The sequence below is a fragment of the Polaribacter sp. 11A2H genome (genome assembly GCF_011379025.1).
Classification (GTDB): domain Bacteria; phylum Bacteroidota; class Bacteroidia; order Flavobacteriales; family Flavobacteriaceae; genus Polaribacter.
On record NZ_WTLD01000001.1, the window covers coordinates 293,613 to 313,694 of the forward strand.

The 20,082-nt window shown below is 27.3% G+C and carries 17 protein-coding genes; 15 read left to right on the top strand and 2 right to left on the bottom strand.

Annotated features, from left to right (window positions below; all coding sequences use genetic code 11):
- From neuC to GQS58_RS01425, 15 genes are all read left to right on the top strand, one after another.
- Positions 1–1,161, top strand: a complete 1,161-nt coding sequence (neuC, locus tag GQS58_RS01355) for a UDP-N-acetylglucosamine 2-epimerase (RefSeq protein ID WP_166382101.1) — start codon at positions 1–3, stop codon at positions 1,159–1,161.
- Positions 1,161–1,859 carry a cytidylyltransferase domain-containing protein gene (locus tag GQS58_RS01360; protein ID WP_166382103.1) on the top strand — a complete coding sequence of 233 codons (699 nt, stop codon included), beginning with the start codon at positions 1,161–1,163 and terminating at the stop codon, positions 1,857–1,859. The genes neuC and GQS58_RS01360 overlap by 1 nt, the downstream gene beginning before the upstream one ends.
- 1 nt (position 1,860) lies before the next feature.
- On the top strand, positions 1,861–3,438 hold the full coding sequence (locus GQS58_RS01365; RefSeq protein ID WP_166382105.1) for a hypothetical protein: 1,578 nt from the start codon (positions 1,861–1,863) through the stop codon (positions 3,436–3,438).
- The gene (locus GQS58_RS01370) at positions 3,428–4,780 is read left to right on the top strand and encodes a hypothetical protein (protein ID WP_166382107.1); all 1,353 of its coding nucleotides are present in this window, start codon (positions 3,428–3,430) and stop codon (positions 4,778–4,780) included. The genes GQS58_RS01365 and GQS58_RS01370 overlap by 11 nt, the downstream gene beginning before the upstream one ends.
- 2 nt (positions 4,781–4,782) lie before the next feature.
- Positions 4,783–5,934, top strand: a complete 1,152-nt coding sequence (locus GQS58_RS01375; RefSeq protein ID WP_166382109.1) for a glycosyltransferase family 4 protein — start codon at positions 4,783–4,785, stop codon at positions 5,932–5,934.
- Complete coding sequence (locus tag GQS58_RS01380) at positions 5,924–6,922, top strand: glycosyltransferase family 2 protein (RefSeq protein ID WP_166382111.1); 999 nt, start codon at positions 5,924–5,926, stop codon at positions 6,920–6,922. Before GQS58_RS01375 ends, GQS58_RS01380 begins: the two co-directional genes overlap by 11 nt.
- Positions 6,919–8,046, top strand: a complete 1,128-nt coding sequence (locus GQS58_RS01385; RefSeq protein WP_166382113.1) for a glycosyltransferase — start codon at positions 6,919–6,921, stop codon at positions 8,044–8,046. Before GQS58_RS01380 ends, GQS58_RS01385 begins: the two co-directional genes overlap by 4 nt.
- Entirely contained in the window at positions 8,039–9,115 is a 1,077-nt protein-coding gene (locus GQS58_RS01390; RefSeq protein ID WP_166382115.1) for a glycosyltransferase, read from the top strand. Before GQS58_RS01385 ends, GQS58_RS01390 begins: the two co-directional genes overlap by 8 nt.
- A gap of 1 nt (position 9,116) precedes the next feature.
- Positions 9,117–10,457, top strand: coding sequence for an O-antigen ligase family protein (locus tag GQS58_RS01395; RefSeq protein WP_166382117.1), 1,341 nt, complete (start codon positions 9,117–9,119; stop codon positions 10,455–10,457).
- Positions 10,450–11,463 carry a glycosyltransferase family 4 protein gene (locus tag GQS58_RS01400; protein WP_166382119.1) on the top strand — a complete coding sequence of 338 codons (1,014 nt, stop codon included), beginning with the start codon at positions 10,450–10,452 and terminating at the stop codon, positions 11,461–11,463. The genes GQS58_RS01395 and GQS58_RS01400 overlap by 8 nt, the downstream gene beginning before the upstream one ends.
- Positions 11,460–12,785, top strand: a complete 1,326-nt coding sequence (locus tag GQS58_RS01405; protein WP_166382121.1) for a phenylacetate--CoA ligase family protein — start codon at positions 11,460–11,462, stop codon at positions 12,783–12,785. The genes GQS58_RS01400 and GQS58_RS01405 overlap by 4 nt, the downstream gene beginning before the upstream one ends.
- 29 nt (positions 12,786–12,814) lie before the next feature.
- Positions 12,815–13,996 (top strand): glycosyltransferase family 4 protein, encoded by a 1,182-nt coding sequence (locus GQS58_RS01410; protein ID WP_166382123.1) that lies wholly within the window; start codon positions 12,815–12,817, stop codon positions 13,994–13,996.
- A gap of 3 nt (positions 13,997–13,999) precedes the next feature.
- The gene (locus tag GQS58_RS01415; RefSeq protein ID WP_166382125.1) at positions 14,000–15,424 is read left to right on the top strand and encodes an MBOAT family O-acyltransferase; all 1,425 of its coding nucleotides are present in this window, start codon (positions 14,000–14,002) and stop codon (positions 15,422–15,424) included.
- A gap of 3 nt (positions 15,425–15,427) precedes the next feature.
- The gene (locus GQS58_RS01420) at positions 15,428–16,333 is read left to right on the top strand and encodes a hypothetical protein (RefSeq protein ID WP_166382127.1); all 906 of its coding nucleotides are present in this window, start codon (positions 15,428–15,430) and stop codon (positions 16,331–16,333) included.
- Positions 16,334–16,443: 110 nt separating this feature from the next.
- Positions 16,444–17,826 carry an exopolysaccharide biosynthesis polyprenyl glycosylphosphotransferase gene (locus tag GQS58_RS01425; protein ID WP_166382129.1) on the top strand — a complete coding sequence of 461 codons (1,383 nt, stop codon included), beginning with the start codon at positions 16,444–16,446 and terminating at the stop codon, positions 17,824–17,826.
- Here the strand turns inward: GQS58_RS01425 and GQS58_RS01430 are convergent.
- Positions 17,806–18,987: a DUF4105 domain-containing protein gene (locus tag GQS58_RS01430; protein ID WP_166382131.1), complete on the bottom strand. Its 1,182-nt coding sequence runs from the start codon at positions 18,985–18,987 to the stop codon at positions 17,806–17,808. The genes GQS58_RS01425 and GQS58_RS01430 overlap by 21 nt on opposite strands.
- 5 nt (positions 18,988–18,992) lie before the next feature.
- A complete protein-coding gene (locus GQS58_RS01435) occupies positions 18,993–20,063 on the bottom strand; it encodes a PorV/PorQ family protein (RefSeq protein WP_205860355.1) in 1,071 nt (356 codons plus the stop codon).
- Positions 20,064–20,082: the final 19 nt, after the last annotated feature.

Consider the following 20,082-nt stretch of genomic DNA (forward strand, 5'->3'; position numbering starts at 1 on the left):
ATGTTAAAAAGAAAAATTTGTGTTGTGGTTACTGCAAGACCTTCTTACAGTAGAATTAAAACAGCACTTACAGCTATAAAAAACCATCCTAAATTAGAGTTACAATTAGTTATTGCAGGTTCTGCCTTATTAGGTAGATATGGCAATGCTGTAGATGTGATAGAAAAAGATGGTTTTAAAATTAATGAAAAAGTGTTTATGGTTTTAGAGGGAGAAAACCCAACAGCTATGGCCAAAACTACTGGTTTAGGAGTTATGGAATTAGCCAATGTTTTCTATAATTTAAAACCAGATGCCGTTATTACTATTGCAGATCGGTTTGAAACTATTGCAACTTCTATTGCAGCTGCTTATCAAAATATACCTCTTATACATATACAGGGTGGAGAGGTAACTGGTAATATTGATGAAAAAGTGAGACATGCAAATACAAAGTTAGCAGATATTCATTTGGTAGCTTCAGAAGATGCAAAAAAGAGAGTAATAAAGTTAGGCGAGAATCCAGGTTACGTAATAAACACAGGTTGTCCATCTATAGATTTAGCAAAAGAAATTAAAGAAAAGCCTTTGTTAGATTTTAATCCTGTAGAAAAATACGGAGGAGTAGGCACTTCTTTAGAATGGAAAAAAGAAGGATATATTGTTGTAATGCAACATCCTGTAACGACAGAGTATAAAGCAGCTAAAGAAGATGTTTTAAAAACTTTACATGCGGTTGCTGAATTAGGAATTCCGACGTTTTGGTTTTGGCCAAATGTAGATGCAGGATCAGACGGAACATCAAGCGGAATTAGACAATTTAGAGAAATAAATAAACCACAGAATATTCATTTCTTTAAAAACATGGAGCCTCATGATTTTTTAACTTTATTAGTGAATTCTAAATGTTTAATAGGGAATTCTAGTGTAGGTATTAGAGAATGTTCTTATTTAGGTGTACCTGTTGTTAATCTTGGTAGTCGTCAGAATAGAAGAGAAAGAGGAGATAATGTATTAGATGTAGATTATGACAAAGAGATTATAAAAGAAGCAATATTAACTCAAATTAATAATAAAAATATTTCTTCTTCAACTATTTATGGTGATGGAAATTCAGGAGAAAAAATAGCTGATGTTTTAGCTGAAATCCCTTTATTATTTCATAAAACAATTACCTATTAATGAAAATACTTGGACTAATACCGGCAAGAGGAGGATCTAAAGGAGTACCTGGTAAAAATATAAAACTATTAGGAGGCAAACCATTATTAGAGTATACGTCGGAAATTGCTTTGGCTTCTAAGTATTTATCTAAAGTTGTTTTAAGTTCTGATGATGATGATATTATTGATATCGCCAAAGGTTTAGGAATAGAAGTTCCTTTTAAAAGACCTTCTAACTTAGCAGAAGATGCATCGCCAACTTTACCTGTTATAAAGCATGTATTGCAGTTTTATAAAGATAAAGGAGAGCATTTTGATGCGGTTTGTTTATTACAAGTTACAAGTCCTTTTAGAACTCTAGGTTTTTTAGATGAAGCCATAGAAAAATTTATAGCTAAAGGTACAGATTCTTTAGTTTCGGTACAAGAAGTTCCGCATGAATACAATCCGCATTGGACCTTTAAAACGAATGAAGAAGGGAATTTGAAAATAGCTACCGGAGAAGAAAAAATTATTCCAAGAAGACAAGAACTTCCATTGGCATATCATAGAGATGGAAGTGTATATATAACAAAAACCAATGTTATCGAAGAACAAAACTCTTTATTTGGAGATAGTATTGCCTTTTTAGTTACGCCTAAAGAAAACTATGTAAATATAGATACTTTAAAAGATTGGAAGAAGGCAGAAAATATGGTAAAGAATAAGTCGCTTTAAAATGAAAATAGTAGTAAAGAAAGCAATTAACACGCATGTAACCGTTTCTAATAAAAAGTTTAAATACACTTTCTTTAAACCTGAAAAAGAGTTAAAAGGGAGTAGACATTTAAGCTGTAAAACAGATCGTTTTATTTTTTTATTAATTTCTTCGGATAATAAAAAAAAGCAATTTAAGAAGTTTATTTCTAATGTTATTTTAGGAAAAGGACAGGTTTTAAAATCGAATTTATCCAATTTAGACGGGATTTTTCAGGTTTTTGTGCATGATAAAAAGGAAAACAAAACACACGTATTTTCTGATGCTTTAGGTATTGGTTCTTTTTATTATTTAAAAAAGGATCATTCTTTTATCTTTTTCGAAAACTTTAATAACGTAGAAAAGCTAAATACAACGCTTACAATATCCACTTTAGGTTTGTTTTCTCAACTTACTTTTGGGTATCGAGTAGATCCATACCCAGAATTATATAAAGAAGTAAAAAAAGTTAAAGGAGCTATAAAATATACTATTGATAAAAATGAAATAATAGAAAATAAGTTTCCTTTTTTAGAAAGTAAACCAAACTTAAAAAAAGCAATCAAAGCTTTTACAAAAGAGTCAAATAAATTTAAAAATGTTACAGTTGGTATTACTGCTGGTAGAGATTGTTTAACGATTTTGAGTACTTTAAGTGATAAAAAAAATATTGAGCTTTGTAACTTCGGACATGAAAATTCTGCAGACGTTAAACAAGGTAAAATAATAAGTGAAGAGTTAGGGATTCCGTTTAAAAATTTTGAGAATGTGGATAATTATAATTTCTTAAAATTAGCTCATAATATTTCTAATGTTTCTGGAGGTTTGTGTACTTTATCTTACGTAGATATGGCCAGTTTTGCATCTAAAATAGCAAGTGAAAGTAATTATTTAATGGGAGAAGCAGGAGCTTGTGTCCGTCTATTATTAGATCATAAACTGTCTGATAAAGAGCAGTTTGATGAATATTTAACTCCGGCTATTTTTGTAAATAAGATCATAAATGCAAAGCATAAAGAATTATTTTTATCAGAAAGAAACGAACTTTTAGACTTGTTAGAAACTACCTATTATTCAGATAAGAGCAATCCTATTTCTATAAGTTTTTATAGAAATGCAAGAATGCCAGGTAATTTTGGAAATAGACATAAAGTACTTACTGCATTTTCTGATAAAACATCGCCATTTTTAGCGTACGATTTTATGAAACATAGTTATGGTTTAGAAAAAAGTAATTTTTCTGATGATAATCTGCACCTTCAAATTATTTTGAATTCAAATAGAGAATTAGAAAAATATTTTAAAGATCCGTTGAAAAAAACTTCCAATTCGGTACAAGAATGGAATTTAAGGTTTAACGAATATATTGGTGCTATTTATATTGAAATTATTGAAGAAAACTTTAACTACTTAAAAGAATTTTTGGATAAGGAACAATTAATAGATTTATGTAAAGAGCAAATAGAAAAACCAGGAAGAGGAATTTATTTTTTACATAGAGTGATATCGTTATTATTATTTTTAAGAAACTTTAATGATAAAACTGCCGATGTCAATTAGAAAAAAGAAATTATTAATTGTTTTTGTCAATAAGTCGAATTATGATAACTACGAAAATTCTGGCACTTTAAAATTATTAGACGAGAAATACGATCTAAAAATTTGGTATGATGGAGAAACCAATTACGCATCAATTCAATTACCCTATTTAGATTTTAATGGAAAAATAGAATATTTAAAATATTTAAGAGAAAAGGCGAGTTTAAAGTATTTTGATAGTATTAAGAAACAAAATACACATACTTTTTATAGAAGATTTAAACGAGTAAAAGGGTTTAAAAATATTTTAAAATTTAAAAGTATTATTTTCTTTTCAAATTTTTTTAAGTCACAAAAAGGGATTTTGTTATTAGAAAAAAACTTGAATAATTTTGTAGAAAAAACAAACTTTTTTAAAAAATCTACGGATGTATTAAAAGAAGAAAATCCCGATTTATTATTAATTACGCATCAATCTACTAGTATAACATTAGGTGTTTCTTTAGCAGCAAAAAAGACTAATTTACCTGTTTTAACATCTATTCATTCTTGGGATAACATTGTAAAAGGAAATAAATTAGTAGATGCAGATTATTATGTTGTTTGGAGTGATTATATGAAAAATGAATTGGTAGACTATTATCCAATTGTAAAAAAAGAGACTGTTTTTACAACGGGGACTCCTCAATTTCATGATTATAATTCGAATCAAAAATTAATAAATAGAGAAGGCTTTTTTAAAGAATTTAAAATTCCTGAAGCAAAATTTTATATTTGTTTTTCAGCAAATTTTAAAGCGATTGGTCAAGATGAACCTCAATATTTAGAAGATTTAATTTTAGAAGTACAGAAACACAATACTTCAAGTAAGGAAAATATTCATATTATTTTTAGACCACACCCAACGGAAAAATCTAAAAGGTTTGATAAGGTATTAGCCGAAAATAAGAATGATATAACGAAAGTAATACATCATAAGAACAATCAATTTAGTGCTTCTCAAGTATTATTTTCTACCATTTATTATACAAATGCTATGATAAATGTTGGTTCTACGATGGGCTTAGATGCAACATTATTAAATAAACCCGCTTTTTATTTAGATTATACAGTTAAAAATAGTTCACCATTATTTTCTATTGAAGAAATTTACAAACTAGTACATTTTAAAAGTTTAAAAGAATGTAATAATGCTATTTATCACATTAAAAGTAAAAGTGAATTTACAGGGGTTTTTAAAATGCTGGTTGAAGGAAATAATGCAGCAATTATAAAACAAAAAATATGGGCAGAAGCAATAGTTAAACATCCTGTAGAGGGCTTTGCAGAGAATTATATGAACGTATTAAATAAAGTAATTTAAATATGCATATAGGTTTTTTACTTCCAGAATATCCGCACAAAAAAATCACAACTGCTTGTGCAGGAATTGGTACGTCTTCGCAAAATATTGTTTTGGGACTTTTAAAAGATGGGCATCAAGTTTCTGTGTTTATTTACGGTCAGGGTTGTAATGAAGTTATAGAAGAAGGATCATTAACGATTCATAAAATCAAAAGAAATCAATTTAAATATTTCGGGTTTTATTTATACAGAAAACAACTGAATGCATACATCAATAAAATTATATCAGAAGATAAAATAGATCTATTAGAAGCAGTAGATTGGACCGGTATTACGGCTTTTATGAAGTTTAAAATACCACATGTTTTAAGATTGCACGGTACAGATGCTTTTTTCTGTAATTTGGATAAAAGACCACAAAGTAAAAAAAATTATTTTTTTGAAAAAGTAGCTTATAAAAATGCTACAGCTGTAATTGGCGTTTCTAATTTTGTTTTAGAACTTTCTAATGAAATATTTAAAGTTGAAAAAATTGGGACTGTTATTCCTAATGGATTATTTTTTGAAACGATACCAACTTATAATGATGTTATTGTAGAAGATGATACTATTTTGTATTTTGGTTCTATTATACGTAAAAAAGGGATTTTAGAATTAGCAGCTATTTTTAATAAAGTAGTAGAAGAAAAATCAACAGCAAAACTATCTTTTTTAGGAATTGATGTACCAGATGTACAAACAAAAACTTCTACATTAGGTTTATTTAAAGATTTATTATCAGTAGAAGCTTTAACAAATTTTGAGTATTTAGGAGTGGTACCTTACAGTGAATTAACCAAGATAATAGCTAAAACTCAAATTTGTGTTTTTCCGTCTTTGGCAGAGTCCTTTGGTATGGTTACTATTGAAGCCATGTATTTAAAAAAGGCAATTGTAAATACAAATTATCCTTGGGCGAAAGAAATTATTAAAAATGAAGAAATGGGACTTTTAGAAGACCCTAAGAATCATGAAGGTTTTGCTAGAAAAATAATGAAACTTTTAGATGATAAAAATTTGTGTAAAAAGATAGGCGAAAAAGCAAATAAAGAAGTTGTCGATAATTTCTCAATAAAAGGAATTACAGAAAAAAATATGGCTTTTTATAAAAAATTGATAGCGGATGAAGTTTAGTTTAATTATTTGCACATACATGCGTCCAGTAGCAATTTTAAAGTTGCTAAAATCAGTAGAGGAACAAGAATTATATCCAGATGAAATTTTAATTATTGATGGTTCTACAGATGACAAAACAACGCTTGTTTTAGAGCAAAATACCTTTAAAAATCTTCGTTATTTTAAAGTTGATAAAGTAAATAGAGGTTTAACAAAACAACGTAACTTTGGTATTGATAAAGTGTCTGAAGCTATGGATGTAGTTTGTTTTTTAGACGATGATATTATTTTAGAAAAGCCCTATTTTAAGAATTTAATAAATACATATAAAGAGTATCCAGACGCTGGTGGAGTTGGTGGTTATATTTTAAATGAAGTAAACTGGAGAGTTTTAAATAAGGATGAAAAATCGAATTTTGATGAATTTGAAATTGATGGTTATGTTAGGAGTTTAGGAAGTAGGAATGTTTTACGTAAGCGATTAGGCTTATTGTCTGACCAACCACCTTGCATAATGCCAGAATTTTCAAACGGATTTTCAGTTGGGAGTTTACCTCCCAATAACAAAATCTATAAAGCAGAATATTTTATGGGGGGAGTTTCTTCCTTTAAAAAAGAAGTAGTAGACTCCATTAAATTCTCAGAATATTTTGAAGGCTATGGTTTGTATGAAGATTTAGAATATTGTTTACGAGTTTCCAAAGTTTATAATTTATATGTAAATACTTCAGCTACCTTATATCATTATCATGAAGAAGGAGGAAGGCCTAATAAGTTTGCTTACGGAAAAATGGTAGTTAGAAATGGTTGGTATGTTTGGCGCACAAAATTTCCGAAGCCATCTTTTGAAGCAAGAGTAAAATGGAATGCTACCGTTTTGTTATTAATGACAATACGTTTTTCTAATTGTTTAAAAGGAAATAAGAAAAAGGAAGCTTTTACGGAAGCTTTGGGCAGAAAAATAGGTTGGATTAGTTTACTCTTTAATAAACCATTAAAAGTATGAGGTTTGCAATAATAACACATGCTTTACATAAGCATAAAAATCAAAGTTTTTATGCTTATGAACCCTATGTTCGTGAAATGAATCTTTGGTTAGAAAATGTTTCTGAAACAAGAATTGTTGCTCCAATTTCTAAAGAAAAAATTTCGGAAATAGAAGTAGCCTATAATACCAATGCTATTACTGTAGAAATTATACCTGCTTTTAATGTATTGTCGTTAAAAACTAAAATTATTTCAATATTTAAAATTCCATTTATTTTATTTCAAATAATAAAAACATGCTTTTGGGCAGATCATATACATTTAAGATGCCCCGGTAATGTTGGTTTATTAGGGTGTTTTGTTCAAATTTTATTTCCTTCTAAACCTAAAACGGTAAAATATGCTGGTAATTGGGATCCTAAGAGCAAACAACCTTTTAGCTATAGAATGCAAAAGTGGATAGTTTCTAATACTTTTTTAACTAAAAATTGTAAAGTTTTGGTCTATGGAGAGTGGGAGAATCAATCAAAAAATATTATTCCTTTTTTTACAGCATCTTATGTAAGTAATGAAATCATAGACCTTTCTGAAAAAGATTTTTCTTCTAAAATTAATTTTATATTTGTCGGAGCATTTACAAAAAGTAAACAACCGTTATTAAGCGTTAAAGTTATAGAAAAACTTTTAACAAAAAATATAGCAGCAAAGTTAGATATGTATGGTAATGGTTTAGAGTTTCTAAATGTTAAGGGGTATGTTGAACAAAATAATCTTAGCGAAAACGTTGTTTTACATGGTAATAAATCTAAGGAAGTTGTGAAAAAAGCATTTCAAAAAGCACATTTTTTAATTTTTATATCAAAATCTGAAGGTTGGCCAAAAGTTGTTGCAGAAGCAATGTTTTGGAGATGTTTACCAATTTCATCTAAGGTTTCTTGTGTAGAAAATATGTTAGGAAATGGAAATAGAGGAACTATTGTAGAAAGTAATGTAAAAGAAAATGAAATTGTTACAATTATTGAAAATTATATCAAAAATAAGAACTTGTATAAAAAACAAGTTTTAGATGCTAAAAATTGGGCTCAACAATATACTTTAGAAAAGTTTTCATTAGAAATTAAAAAATTACTTTTGAATGAATAAATTAGGGGTTATACAAGTCATAGATTCTTTAGATGCAGGTGGTGCAGAGGTACTTGCTATTAATATAGCAAATGCTCTAGGAAATGAAGGGGTTAATTCACATTTATGCACAACAAGAAAAGAAGGGGTTTTAAAAAGTAATTTAAATAAAAATATCGACTTTTTATTTTTGGGAAGAAAAAAAAGTATCGATTTTTTAGCTATTTTCAGATTTAAGAAATATTTAAAGAAGAATAATATAGGTATTATTCATGCGCATACTACATCTTATTTTTTTGCCTTTTGTATTAAGTTAATTTATCCTAAAGTAAAAATTATTTGGCATAATCATACTGGTAATTATGTTAATTTAAAAGGATTTAAGTTTTTTGTAATAAAATTTATTAGCACTTTTTTTGATGGAATTATTAATGTGAATGAAGAGCTGAATACTTGGTCAATTAAAAAATTAAAACATAAGAATTCGATAAAATTAGACAATTTTCCTCAATTTATAAATAAAAGTAAAACAACAAAATTAAATGGAAAAGATAATAAAAGAATTGTAATTTTAGCCTCTTTAAGAAAGGTGAAAAATCATTTAAACCTTTTAGAAGCATTTAATAGCATACATATTAAGTATCCAGATTGGACCTTGCATTTTATTGGTAAAGACTTTAATGATAGTTATTCTAAAAAAATAAAACAATTTATTTTACAAAATGGTTTAGAGAAATCCGTTTTTTTATATGGTTTGTGTTTAGATATAGAATACATACTTAAACAGACTACAATAGGTGTTTTATCATCTAACTCAGAAGGTTTGCCTGTTTCTTTATTAGAATATGGTTTGGCAAAACTACCTGTGGTTGTTACTAATGTTGGTGAATGTAGTAAGGTAATAGAAAACGGTAAATCTGGACTTATTGTAGAAAAAGAAAATAGTAATGTATTTGCAAAAGCGCTAGAAGAGTATATTCTTTCAGTAGATAAAAGATGTTCTTTAGGAAATATGCACTTTAAAAATGTAGAAAAAAAATACTCACAAGAGCGTTTTATAATTCAATTAAAAAATATATACACCTTATAATTTGATTCAATATATATTAAATAATAAACTTAAACTTATAATTATCCATATTGTTATTGGGTATTTAGGCACCCTTCCTTTATTTCCGAAATTTTATGGATTAATATGTCTTATTATACCTTTAATAGTCATCGTTAGCTCTAATAATAGAAATGAAGAAGCTTTTTTATTTGCCTCTTATTTGGCAGGAGGAGAAATATTCTTACGGATGATTCAAGGGACTCTTCTATATGAAATTGGAAAATATGGTGTAATGCTATTTTTAGTCTTAGGTATCATTTTTGGACCTTTTAAACAGCGATTTTCTGTGCATTATCTTTTTTATATATTATTATTATTATTAGGTATTGTCTTTACTCAAGTACCAGAAGGAGAGTCTTTACGTACAAATATTGTGTTTAATTTAAGTGGTCCGATTGTATTAGGTGTCTGTGCTTTATATTTTTATTATAGGCCCATAAGTAAACAAGACTTAATGGATGCATTATTTTTTATGTTGTTGCCCTTATTCTCTATGATTACGTATATGTATTTTAGGACACCAGATTTAAAAGAAATTCTTTTTGGAGGTGCTGCAATGTCAGAAACATCAGGTGGGTTTGGACCTAACCAAGTGGCTACAGCAGTTGGTCTAGGGATACTTATTATAGCTGTTTTTTTACTATTGAAAGAAAAATTAACTGGCTTTATTTATTTAGATGCTTTTTTTTTAATCTACTTTATATATAGAGGTTTGTTAACTTTTTCTAGAGGAGGAATTTTTACTGCTGCAATTGCATTAATTTTATTTTCCTTTTTTTTTATTTTATATAAAAAAATGAGTTTTCAAGTTATTTTTAAATATATCTTAATTGTTGCTTTTTTTCTAGTTGCTATCTGGGTTTACACTTCAAATATAACAGGCGGAATGCTAGATAACAGATATACTGGTAAAAATGCGGCAGGAATACAAAAGAAAGATATTTCTACAGGTAGGGGAGATTTAATAGCATTTCAATTTAATAATTTCTTTGAAAACCCATTAGGTATTGGAGTAGGAAATGGTAAATATGAAAGAATGAAATCTAATGAGAGAATTACAGCTGCTTCACATAATGAAGTGGGTAGATTAGTAGAAGAACATGGCATAATTGGTTTTGTTTTATTACTATTATTGTTAATTGTACCACTCATTAACTTTTTTAAAGCCAATAATTTTCAAAAAGGATTTATAATTGCATTTTATGTGATGTGGTTTTTAACAATTAACCATTCAGCAATGAGAGTTGCTTTACCTGGTTTTATTTATGCTTTAAGTTTGATAAGAATTACGGATATAGAAAATGATTTGATAGATGAATAATAATAGAATTCTCTATATAGGAAATAATTTATCAAAAAAAACAAAGTATCAGACAACAATGACTTTGCTTTCTTTCTTATTAGAATCTGAAGGGTATGCTATTGTAAAATCTTCTTCTAAAACCAATAAACTTATTCGATTAATAGATATGTGTTTTGCTGTCTTTAAAAATAGAAATAAAGTGGCCTATATTCTTATAGATACGTATAGTACAACAAATTTCTATTTTGCTTTAGTTACTTCACAATTGGCACGAATTTTTAATGTTAAATATATTCCAATCTTGCATGGCGGAAATTTACCTAAAAGATTAAGTTCAAGTCCTAAATTGGCCAAAACAATATTTAAAAATTCATATAAAAACGTAGCACCTTCAAATTATTTAAAATTAGCATTCGAAAATAAGAATTTTAAAACGGAGTTTATTCCTAATATAATTTCTTTAAAAGATTATAAATACATAAATAGAACTACTATTCAACCTAAATTGTTATGGGTAAGATCATTTAAAAACCTTTATAACCCTACGTTAGCTATTGAAGTTCTGTTAGAGTTAAAGAAAGAATACCCAAATGCTGTTTTATGCATGATTGGACCTTTTTTAGATGAGTCCCATCAGAATACATTAGAATTAATAAAAGAATATAATCTAGAAAGCTCTGTAGAACTTACAGGAGTTTTAACAAAAGAAGATTGGCATAAGAAATCAAAAGAGTATGACATATTTATAAATACTACTAACTTTGATAATACACCAATTAGTGTAATTGAAGCAATGGCATTAGGTTTAACTATTGTAAGTACTAATGTAGGTGGAATGCCTCATTTGATAGATGATAAAGTGGATGGTCTGTTAGTTGAAAAAGAAAATGTATCTGCCATGACTAATGCTATTATAGATGTAGTTAAAGGTAAATACCCAACACTGTCTAAAAAAGCACGTGAAAAGGCAGAAACTTTTGATTGGGAAGTTATAAAATATAAATGGTTTAAAATTTTAAAATGATTTATAATAAATTAATTGAAAATATTTTTTTACCGATCGGAGATTTCATAAATAAATCATCTTATGTAAAACAATTAAAGTATTGGAGGAAACTAGATACTTTATCGGAGCGTGAATTAGAAGACCTTCAACAAAAGAATTTAAAAAATATTTTAGAACACACAGTAAATAATGTTTCTAAATATAAGTCAATTCAGTTGCACGGAAATGATCCTTTTAAATGGTTAGAGAGTTTTCCTGTTTTAACTAAAGAAGATATAAGAACTAACGCGGATAATTTGCTTTCTAAAAAAGTAAAAAAAATAGATTTAATAGCCTATTCAAGCAGTGGTTCTTCTGGTATACAAAGTACTGTTTTTATGAATAAGGAAGAACAGTCTAATATTAGAGCAATTTTATCTCATTGGTGGGAGTGGAGCGGTTATAAATTAGGAAATACTGTTGTACAAACAGGAATGTCGCCTAATAGAGGTTTTTTAAAAACGATTAAAGACGGATTGTTTAAAACAAAATATATAACGGCTTTTTCTTTAACAGAAGAACAATTGGCATCCCTATTTAAAGACATAAATAATACACAAAATTACTATTTAGCAGGTTATGCATCTTCTTTAAATATTATCGCAGAATATGCTTTAGAGCATAATTATAAGGTGCATTTTAAAAGTGCCATAAGTTTTGGAGATAAAATGTTTAGTCATTATAAAAAAAATATAGAAAAAGCTTTTACAACAAAGGTTTATGACACTTATGGTTGTAATGAAGGTTTTTTAATTGCCAGTGAAAAAGATTTAGAATATAAGTATATCATGTCTCCACATGTGCATTTAGAAATTTTAGATGATAATAATTTACCTTTACCAGACGGAGAATTAGGTCATGTAGTAGTAACACGTTTAGACGGTTATTCAATGCCCCTAATCCGTTATAAAATAGGTGATTTAGCTATTAAATTACCAAAAGAAAAATATCCAAAGAATAGGGAGTTTAAATATCCTTTATTAGAAAAAATTATTGGTAGAGATACAGATGTTGTCCTTTTATCTGATAATAAAAAACTAACGGTACATTCTTTTACTGGTATTTTTGAGTATGTTCCGGAGATTAAACAATTCAAAGTTATTCAAGAGAAAAAAAGAGAAATAATTATTGAATATATTAAAGACACTGGATTTAATAAAGGTGTTTTAGAAAATGTAACAAATGAGTTGCAAAAGTATATTTTAGACGATGATTTTAAAATCCATTATAGAGAAGTACTATTTATAGCTGCATCAAAATCTGGCAAACCACAAATTGTCGAGTCTAGGCTTTTAAAATAAAACTAATTTCAAATAATTAAGCTATAAACGTGAGTAAAAATATTGTAATTATTTCTAATTATTACCCTCCAGAAATGGGAGCAGCTGCTAATAGAATTAAAAATCTAGCTGAAGGCTTAAAAGATAAAGGAAATAAAGTAACGGTTATATGTCCGTTACCAAATTATCCAAAAGGTAAAATTTTTGAAAAGTATAAAAATAAATTTTCGGTAAATGAATCTATCGATGGAATAAAAATAAAAAGGTTTTGGATATTTCCATCTAAATCAGAAAAAGCAATTGTTAGATTGTTTAGTATGTTGTCTTTTGCATGGTCTTTTTGGTTTTCTATTTTTAGCTTTATTAGAAAAAAACCAGATTTATTTATCATTCAATCACCGCCTTTATTAGTGGCACTTTCTGGTTTACTTTTAACGAAGGTTTTAAGATGTAAAAACATTTTAAATGTTTCAGATATTTGGCCATTATCTGCATTAGAATTAGAAGTTATTAAAAAAGGTTTTTTCTATAGTTTCTTAGAAAAAATAGAAAAAGTAAATTATAAATTAGCAGATACCATTATAGGGCAATCTGAAGAAATAATAGCACATATAAAAGGAGTTGTCGATAAAGAATTTTTAATTTATAGAAATGTACCAAACTATAGAGAGTACCCAGCTAAGGAAAAAAGTAGCGGGAACTTGAAAATTGTCTATGCGGGTTTATTGGGCTACGCACAAGGTATTTTAAATATTTGTAATCAAATTAATTTTAAAGAAATTGGTGTAGAATTACATATTTATGGTGCAGGAATGGAAGAAGATGAAGTTATAGAATTATCTAAAAATCCAGAGAATAATATTTTTTTTCATGGAATAAAAACTGCGGAAGAAATTAAAGAAGAAATAAGAAAATACGATATTGGTTTTGTTCCTTTAAAAAATAAAATTTACGGAGCAGTACCTTCTAAAATATTTGAATTAATGCAGTTAGGAGTTCCTATTTTATATGTTGGTTCTGGTGAAGCAGAAGAAATTATAAAAACACAAAAGGTTGGGTTCTTTTCTGAACCAAATAATTTTACTGCTTTAAGTAAAAATATTTCTAGGCTAAATAATATGGATAATACTACTTATTCAGACTATTCTAAGAATTCGATTAATGCTCATATAAAAGAGTTTAATTTAGAAAAACAAATGGACAAACTTCAAAATTTTATAAATTTAAATTAAAAGATGCTTTTTAACTCAGTCGATTTTGCGGTCTTTCTACCCATAGTTTTTATTTTATATTGGTTTGTTTTTTCAAAGAAAACAACACAACAAAATGCAGTTATTTTAATAGCAAGTTATGTTTTTTATGGATTTTGGGACTGGCGTTTTCTTATTTTAATTTTTTTTAGTTCCATCATCGATTTTTTTATTGGTAAAAAATTAGGAGAGGTAAAGGTTGCTTCTAAACGTAAATTATTTTTAACGATTAGTATTATTGTTAATCTAGGCTTACTTGGTTTTTTTAAATATTATAATTTCTTTTTAGATAGTTTTACAACTGCTTTTACTTTTTTTGGAAGTTCTATTTCAGCTGATAGACTAAATATTATTTTACCTGTCGGTATTAGTTTTTATACATTTCAAACCTTAAGTTATTCTATAGATATTTATCGAAAAAAATTAGAGCCTACACATAATTTTTTAGCTTTTTTATCATTTGTTAGTTTTTTTCCGCAATTAGTTGCGGGGCCAATAGAAAGAGCTACTAATTTATTACCTCAATTTTATAAGAAAAGAATATTTTCATATGAAAAAGCAGTTTCTGGTGTACAGTTAATTGTTTGGGGATTTTTTAAAAAAATAGTAATTGCAGACAATGCTTCAATTATTGTTAATGGTATTTTTAATAATTATGAAAATCAATCTTTTGAATCGCTTTTAATAGGAGCATTTCTTTTCTCTTTTCAAATTTATGGAGATTTTTCTGGGTATTCAGACATTGCAATTGGTACAGCCCGACTTTTTAATATCGATTTAATGACCAATTTTAAGTTTCCTTATTTATCAAAAAATATTGGTGAATTTTGGAAACGTTGGCACATTTCTCTTTCTACTTGGTTTAGAGATTATGTTTATATTCCGCTAGGCGGAAGCAAGGGGACGTTGCTTAAATCTATAAGAAATGTAGGTATTGTTTTTATAGTTAGTGGGTTTTGGCATGGTGCAAATTGGACTTTTATTTTTTGGGGATTTATACATGCTATTTTATATATTCCACTTTTTATTGCATTAAAAAAGAAAAAAACAGAGGTTAAGAACTCTAATTTTATTGTAAATGGTTTAAAAATTGTTGTTACCTTTATTTTAGTAATGTTTTCTTGGATTGTATTTAGATCTCTTACTATAACTGATGCTCTTAATTATATTACAAGAATTCTTAGTTTATCTAATGGAGGCAATTTTTATACATCTACAAGTAAGTATTTAATTATTACAGGTATTACATTTTTTAGTATCTTTTTTTTAATTGCTATTGAATATTATAATGATAAAAAAGGAAGAATTGAAACCTATTTTAATTCTTATTTTTTAATTTTTTTATGTTTATTAACGGCTTTTCTGGGTGCAATAAAAAATCATGCAGATTTTATTTATTTTCAATTTTAAAGGATGAAAAAATTTATAAAAAAAATAATTTACTTTTCGTTTTTGATTTTATTTTTAGGAAATATAATTGCTTTTAGTGCAAGTTATTTTCTAAGAAAATCTAGTTTTTATAAAAGTGCTTTTTTAGTAAACGGATTTAATCCAGATAAAAAAATAGATTATTTTGTAGTAGGTTCAAGTAGAGGTTTAACGACTCTTAATACAAATTTAATTGATGAAAAATTAAAAACAAACGGTGTTAATTTATCTATGGATGATACCGATTTAAAAACTCAGTTTTTAATGATTCAACATTTTTTCGAATCTAATTTTAAAGCTAAGTATTTGGTATTGGTTTTAGATGCTAATCATTTTTTAAATACACCATTAAAATTAGGTAGTAATGATTATCGATTTGCACCTTTTGTAAGTAGAAGTTATGTGAAAAGCCATTTTAAAAAATATGAATCTACTTCTTTAAATATATTAGCTAATTCTAATTACAATCCATTTTTTGCATATTCTTACTATAATTTAGAGTTGCTGCTTCCTGCTGCATTAAGTGCTATTAAACCTCAATTTAGAAATAAATTTGATGCCTTTGGTAACTATTCTTATCCATCTTCTGGTCATGAAAAAGGTAGCACTACTTTTAATATTAAAAAAACAAAAACAGAAATTACAAATCCAATAATTAAAGAGATTAAAAATTATCTAAATGAAAATAATTGCGAATTAATAATTTATATAGCCCCTTATCAGTTAGAAAAGTTTACTTTTAATAATACTTTAGATTATGTTATTATAAATGATTCTTCAGTTTTAGAAAATAAAAATGAATTATTTTATGACAAAATTCATGTAAATAGCAAAGGAAGAGAACAGAGTACATTATTTTTTATAAATAACTTTAAAGCACTTATAAATTAGTATTCTTTTTATAAATTTGTCATTATCTCCCACAAATTATTTTAATATTTTTTTTCAATTATAAGTACCTAATTGAATTAATTTAAATGAGTTAAACAAAACAGCATCATTTGACAACAAAAATATCATACTTTAATGTATCGGAAAGAAAACTTTTTTTAGGAATAATAGACGTTATTATTCTTATTTCTAGTCTTTATTTAGCTTCATTATTTATCAATTTTACCTATATTAAATTTACAAGTAGCGCCCTTCTAAATTGGTTGTTATTATTGGGTTTTTATTTTTTAATTTTTGGTCAAATTTTTCAACTCTACAGCTTAAATGTTGCTAATAATAGGTACTTAACTGTTAGAGCAACTGTTCTTACAGTATTTACAACAACTATTTTTTATATTTTTACGCCTTATTTTTCACCAGAACTACCACCTAATAGATTACAAATAGTCTATTTTTTCTTACTTTCTTTTATTCCACTTTTACTTTGGAGGTTTGTATATATATCTTTAATATTTTCGCCAAAGCATTTTAAATCTATTGTTTTTATTGGTAATTCAGAAAGAATTAAAAAATTACTGATTCAAGTAAATAAAGATTCTTTTCATCATGTTCAAGCTTATTTGTCAGATAAAAAGGTGGAAGGGGTAGAGGGTTATATAGATGTTTCTAAAGCAACAATATCTTCAATTTTGGCAGACAATGCTATTACAGAAGTTATTGTATCTAAAAGAGATCTATCTGAAGAAGTAGTGAATCGTCTAAATAAAGAACTTATTTTGTTGTTTGAGAAAGGCGTAAATATTGTGAGCTATGAAACTTTTTACGAAAACGTAAATGTTAGAATTCCTAAAGAATATTTAGATCATAATTTTTATAGACACATTAATTTTAGTAAGAATAATTCTAATAATTTCTATCTATTTGGGTTAAGACTTATAGATATATTCTTTTCTGTAATAGGAGCTATCGGTTTTTTATGTGTTATTCCATTAATTTTTATTGGTAATATTATAGCTAACAGAGGTCCTTTATTTTACACACAAATAAGAGTAGGGGAAAACGGTAAAACTTTTAAAATTTTTAAGTTAAGGTCTATGGTAAAAGATGCCGAAAAAGGAGGCGCTGTTTGGGCTAAAAAAAATGATGTTAGAATTACTGGCTTTGGAAAGTTTTTAAGACGTACTAGATTAGATGAAATGCCTCAGTTTTTTAATATATTAAAAGGAGATATGAGTTTAATTGGTCCTAGACCAGAAAGACCAGAGTTTGTAAAAGATTTAGAAGCTCAGATTCCTTTTTATACTATAAGGCACGTTATAAGACCTGGTTTAACAGGTTGGGCTCAAGTAAACTATCCGTATGCAAATACCATAGAAGAACAAGAAACCAAATTGCGTTACGATTTATATTATATTAAAGAGCGTAGTACTTTCTTAGATTTTAAAATTTTTATTAAGACGTTTACTACTGTTTTATATTTTAAAGGTCAATAGTTTTTTTGATAAATAGTAATACCTTACAGCAAGTAATACTAATAAGGGGATTATAACTACAGGGAAGACTTGAATTTCCACAATCCATAGAATAGGAATTATTACTAGTAATATTAATAATAACTGCATATATTTTTTCAACCATTTTGGTTGATGTGTTTTCAATAAAAGAAAAGCAACAATTACATTAGGCGCAAAAGTAAACAATAAATTAAAGTTATTTGGTGCTGTAGAATGTGTTGAGAAAAACCATAGAAAAACTAATACAGTACCTATAAGGCCTGTTGTAAATAATATAATAAAATCTAATGATTTGGTTCTTTTATTATTTTTAAGATCTTTATAAGTAATATAAATACCTAAAAAAGCAAAGATACTAAATATTAGAAAAGGATTAAAAATAGAGCTTTTAGCTTCTTTTTCTTTAAAATTTAGAAGTACTACTTCTTTTTTTACAAGTTTTTCTGGTTGATTTCTAATAAAAACGGTTGCATTTTTAAAAGAGCTATATATATAATCTGGTAAAAACATATATTCATTAAAAGTAGCCTTTTCATCTAATTTTGTACCTGCAATTAAATTTAAACCAAAAGTTCCCCAAGAATTCCAAGCAATTTCATGATTTGTTAATTGTCTAAATGTTAATCCATTTTCTATATTATTATCATTAAAAGCAAGTTTATCACCTAAAACTAACCTTGTTATATCCCTTAACTTTGTAGCGCAATTATTAAAATAAGGATCATAAAGGTAGTTTCTGTTTTCTGGCGATGCATTATTTTCTAGGAATTTAAAATAAGATTGTTTTTCTAATAGATCTAAATTTAAAACTTGTTCTTTTAACCAACGTTTCTCTCTTTTATAACTAGTTAAAAAATATTTAAAATCATAGCGAGCCAAACTATAAATCATATTTCCTTTTGCAGAATTCAATAAAAAGTTAGGAGCATTAAAATCAAACACTCCATAATTATATATTAAATCTAAATTTAAAACAGGATCTTTAACTCTTATAGCAGAATGTCCAAAAGCAAGAAAGAATTCTTCTCCTGGGCCAACAGTAATAATACTTACTTCTGCATATTCAGAAAGTTGAAGTTGTGCTTTTAAGGGGGAATAAATGGAAAGTAAAAATAGTAAAAGAAAGTATTTTTTGTTCATAAAAACTAAGGTCTAAAAAAACTATAATCTATTGTAATTGAAAAAATATTTGAATACAAAGCGTTACCAACACTACCAATGTTAGTTAAAGCATAATCTATTTTTATGCCATTGTATTTAAAACCAACACCAAAATTGGGTTGCATAGAAAGTGATTTTGAGTTATCGAATTCTGTCATGTATTGAAAATTACCAACGCCGGCTCTTAAATAAACCAATTCGTCATAATCTACTTGAAACCCCATTGCAGGGTCTATACTTAAAACATCCGAAGAAAAAATATCGTTTGTTTTGGTAAAACGCATATTTGCATTTATTTCTGAAAGTAAATGAAACATACGGCCTATTCTCCAGTTTTTAGCAACTCCTAATTGTAGTTTAGGTTTGGTTATTTCTGTTGTTTCTGGTAAATCTTGATTTTGTCCTGGAATAGCCTTCTTAATTTTATTAAACTCATCTTCATTAATTGCCCAACTATTAAAAGTGGTGGTAATGTCTCTAGCCATTACTCCAAATTTCCAAGAATTACGTTCAAACTGAATTCCGGCATCAAAACCAAAACCATAAGAAGAAGCAAAATCACCTATAATTCTTCTGACTATTTTTGCATTTACACCAAATTTAACATCCTTAAAAATTAAATTACGAGCATACGCAAAGTTAAAAGCATAATCTACTGATGAAAAAAGGCTAATATTATTATAATCAATGTTTCCATCACTGTCAATTAATTCTGTAGTATTTAAAATATCATCTACACCAAAACGAATTATAGAAACTCCAACCGCACTTTCTTTGTCTATTGGCATAGCAAAACTTGCATGATTGTAATTGGCTATTCCGGCAAAATAAGAGGCGTGCATTAGGGAACCTTGGTAGTCTTCTATACCTACTAATCCTGCAGGATTCCAGTAAATAGAATTGACATCATTTGTTGTGGCAACAACACTTTTACTCATCCCTAACCCTGCAGCGTCTACCCCAATAGTTAAAAATTCATTGGAATAACTTCTAAATGCCTGTGCAGATAAAAGGAATGGAGCAAGTAGTATAAAAAATAATATTTTGTGTTTCAAAGGATGTAAATTATCAGTA

Excerpts from the sequence above, each read along its gene's own strand:
- GQS58_RS01405 (WP_166382121.1), top strand. The coding sequence starts at position 11,460 with ATGATTTATAATAAATTAATTGAAAATATTTTTTTACCGATCGGAGAT.
- GQS58_RS01420 (WP_166382127.1), top strand. The coding sequence starts at position 15,428 with ATGAAAAAATTTATAAAAAAAATAATTTACTTTTCGTTTTTGATTTTA.
- GQS58_RS01360 (WP_166382103.1), top strand. The coding sequence starts at position 1,161 with ATGAAAATACTTGGACTAATACCGGCAAGAGGAGGATCTAAAGGAGTA.
- GQS58_RS01385 (WP_166382113.1), top strand. The coding sequence starts at position 6,919 with ATGAGGTTTGCAATAATAACACATGCTTTACATAAGCATAAAAATCAA.
- GQS58_RS01370 (WP_166382107.1), top strand. The coding sequence starts at position 3,428 with ATGTCAATTAGAAAAAAGAAATTATTAATTGTTTTTGTCAATAAGTCG.
- GQS58_RS01380 (WP_166382111.1), top strand. The coding sequence starts at position 5,924 with ATGAAGTTTAGTTTAATTATTTGCACATACATGCGTCCAGTAGCAATT.
- GQS58_RS01400 (WP_166382119.1), top strand. The coding sequence starts at position 10,450 with ATGAATAATAATAGAATTCTCTATATAGGAAATAATTTATCAAAAAAA.
- neuC (WP_166382101.1), top strand. The coding sequence starts at position 1 with ATGTTAAAAAGAAAAATTTGTGTTGTGGTTACTGCAAGACCTTCTTAC.
- GQS58_RS01365 (WP_166382105.1), top strand. The coding sequence starts at position 1,861 with ATGAAAATAGTAGTAAAGAAAGCAATTAACACGCATGTAACCGTTTCT.
- GQS58_RS01430 (WP_166382131.1), bottom strand. The coding sequence starts at position 18,987 with ATGAACAAAAAATACTTTCTTTTACTATTTTTACTTTCCATTTATTCC.
- GQS58_RS01375 (WP_166382109.1), top strand. The coding sequence starts at position 4,783 with ATGCATATAGGTTTTTTACTTCCAGAATATCCGCACAAAAAAATCACA.
- GQS58_RS01415 (WP_166382125.1), top strand. The coding sequence starts at position 14,000 with ATGCTTTTTAACTCAGTCGATTTTGCGGTCTTTCTACCCATAGTTTTT.
- GQS58_RS01390 (WP_166382115.1), top strand. The coding sequence starts at position 8,039 with ATGAATAAATTAGGGGTTATACAAGTCATAGATTCTTTAGATGCAGGT.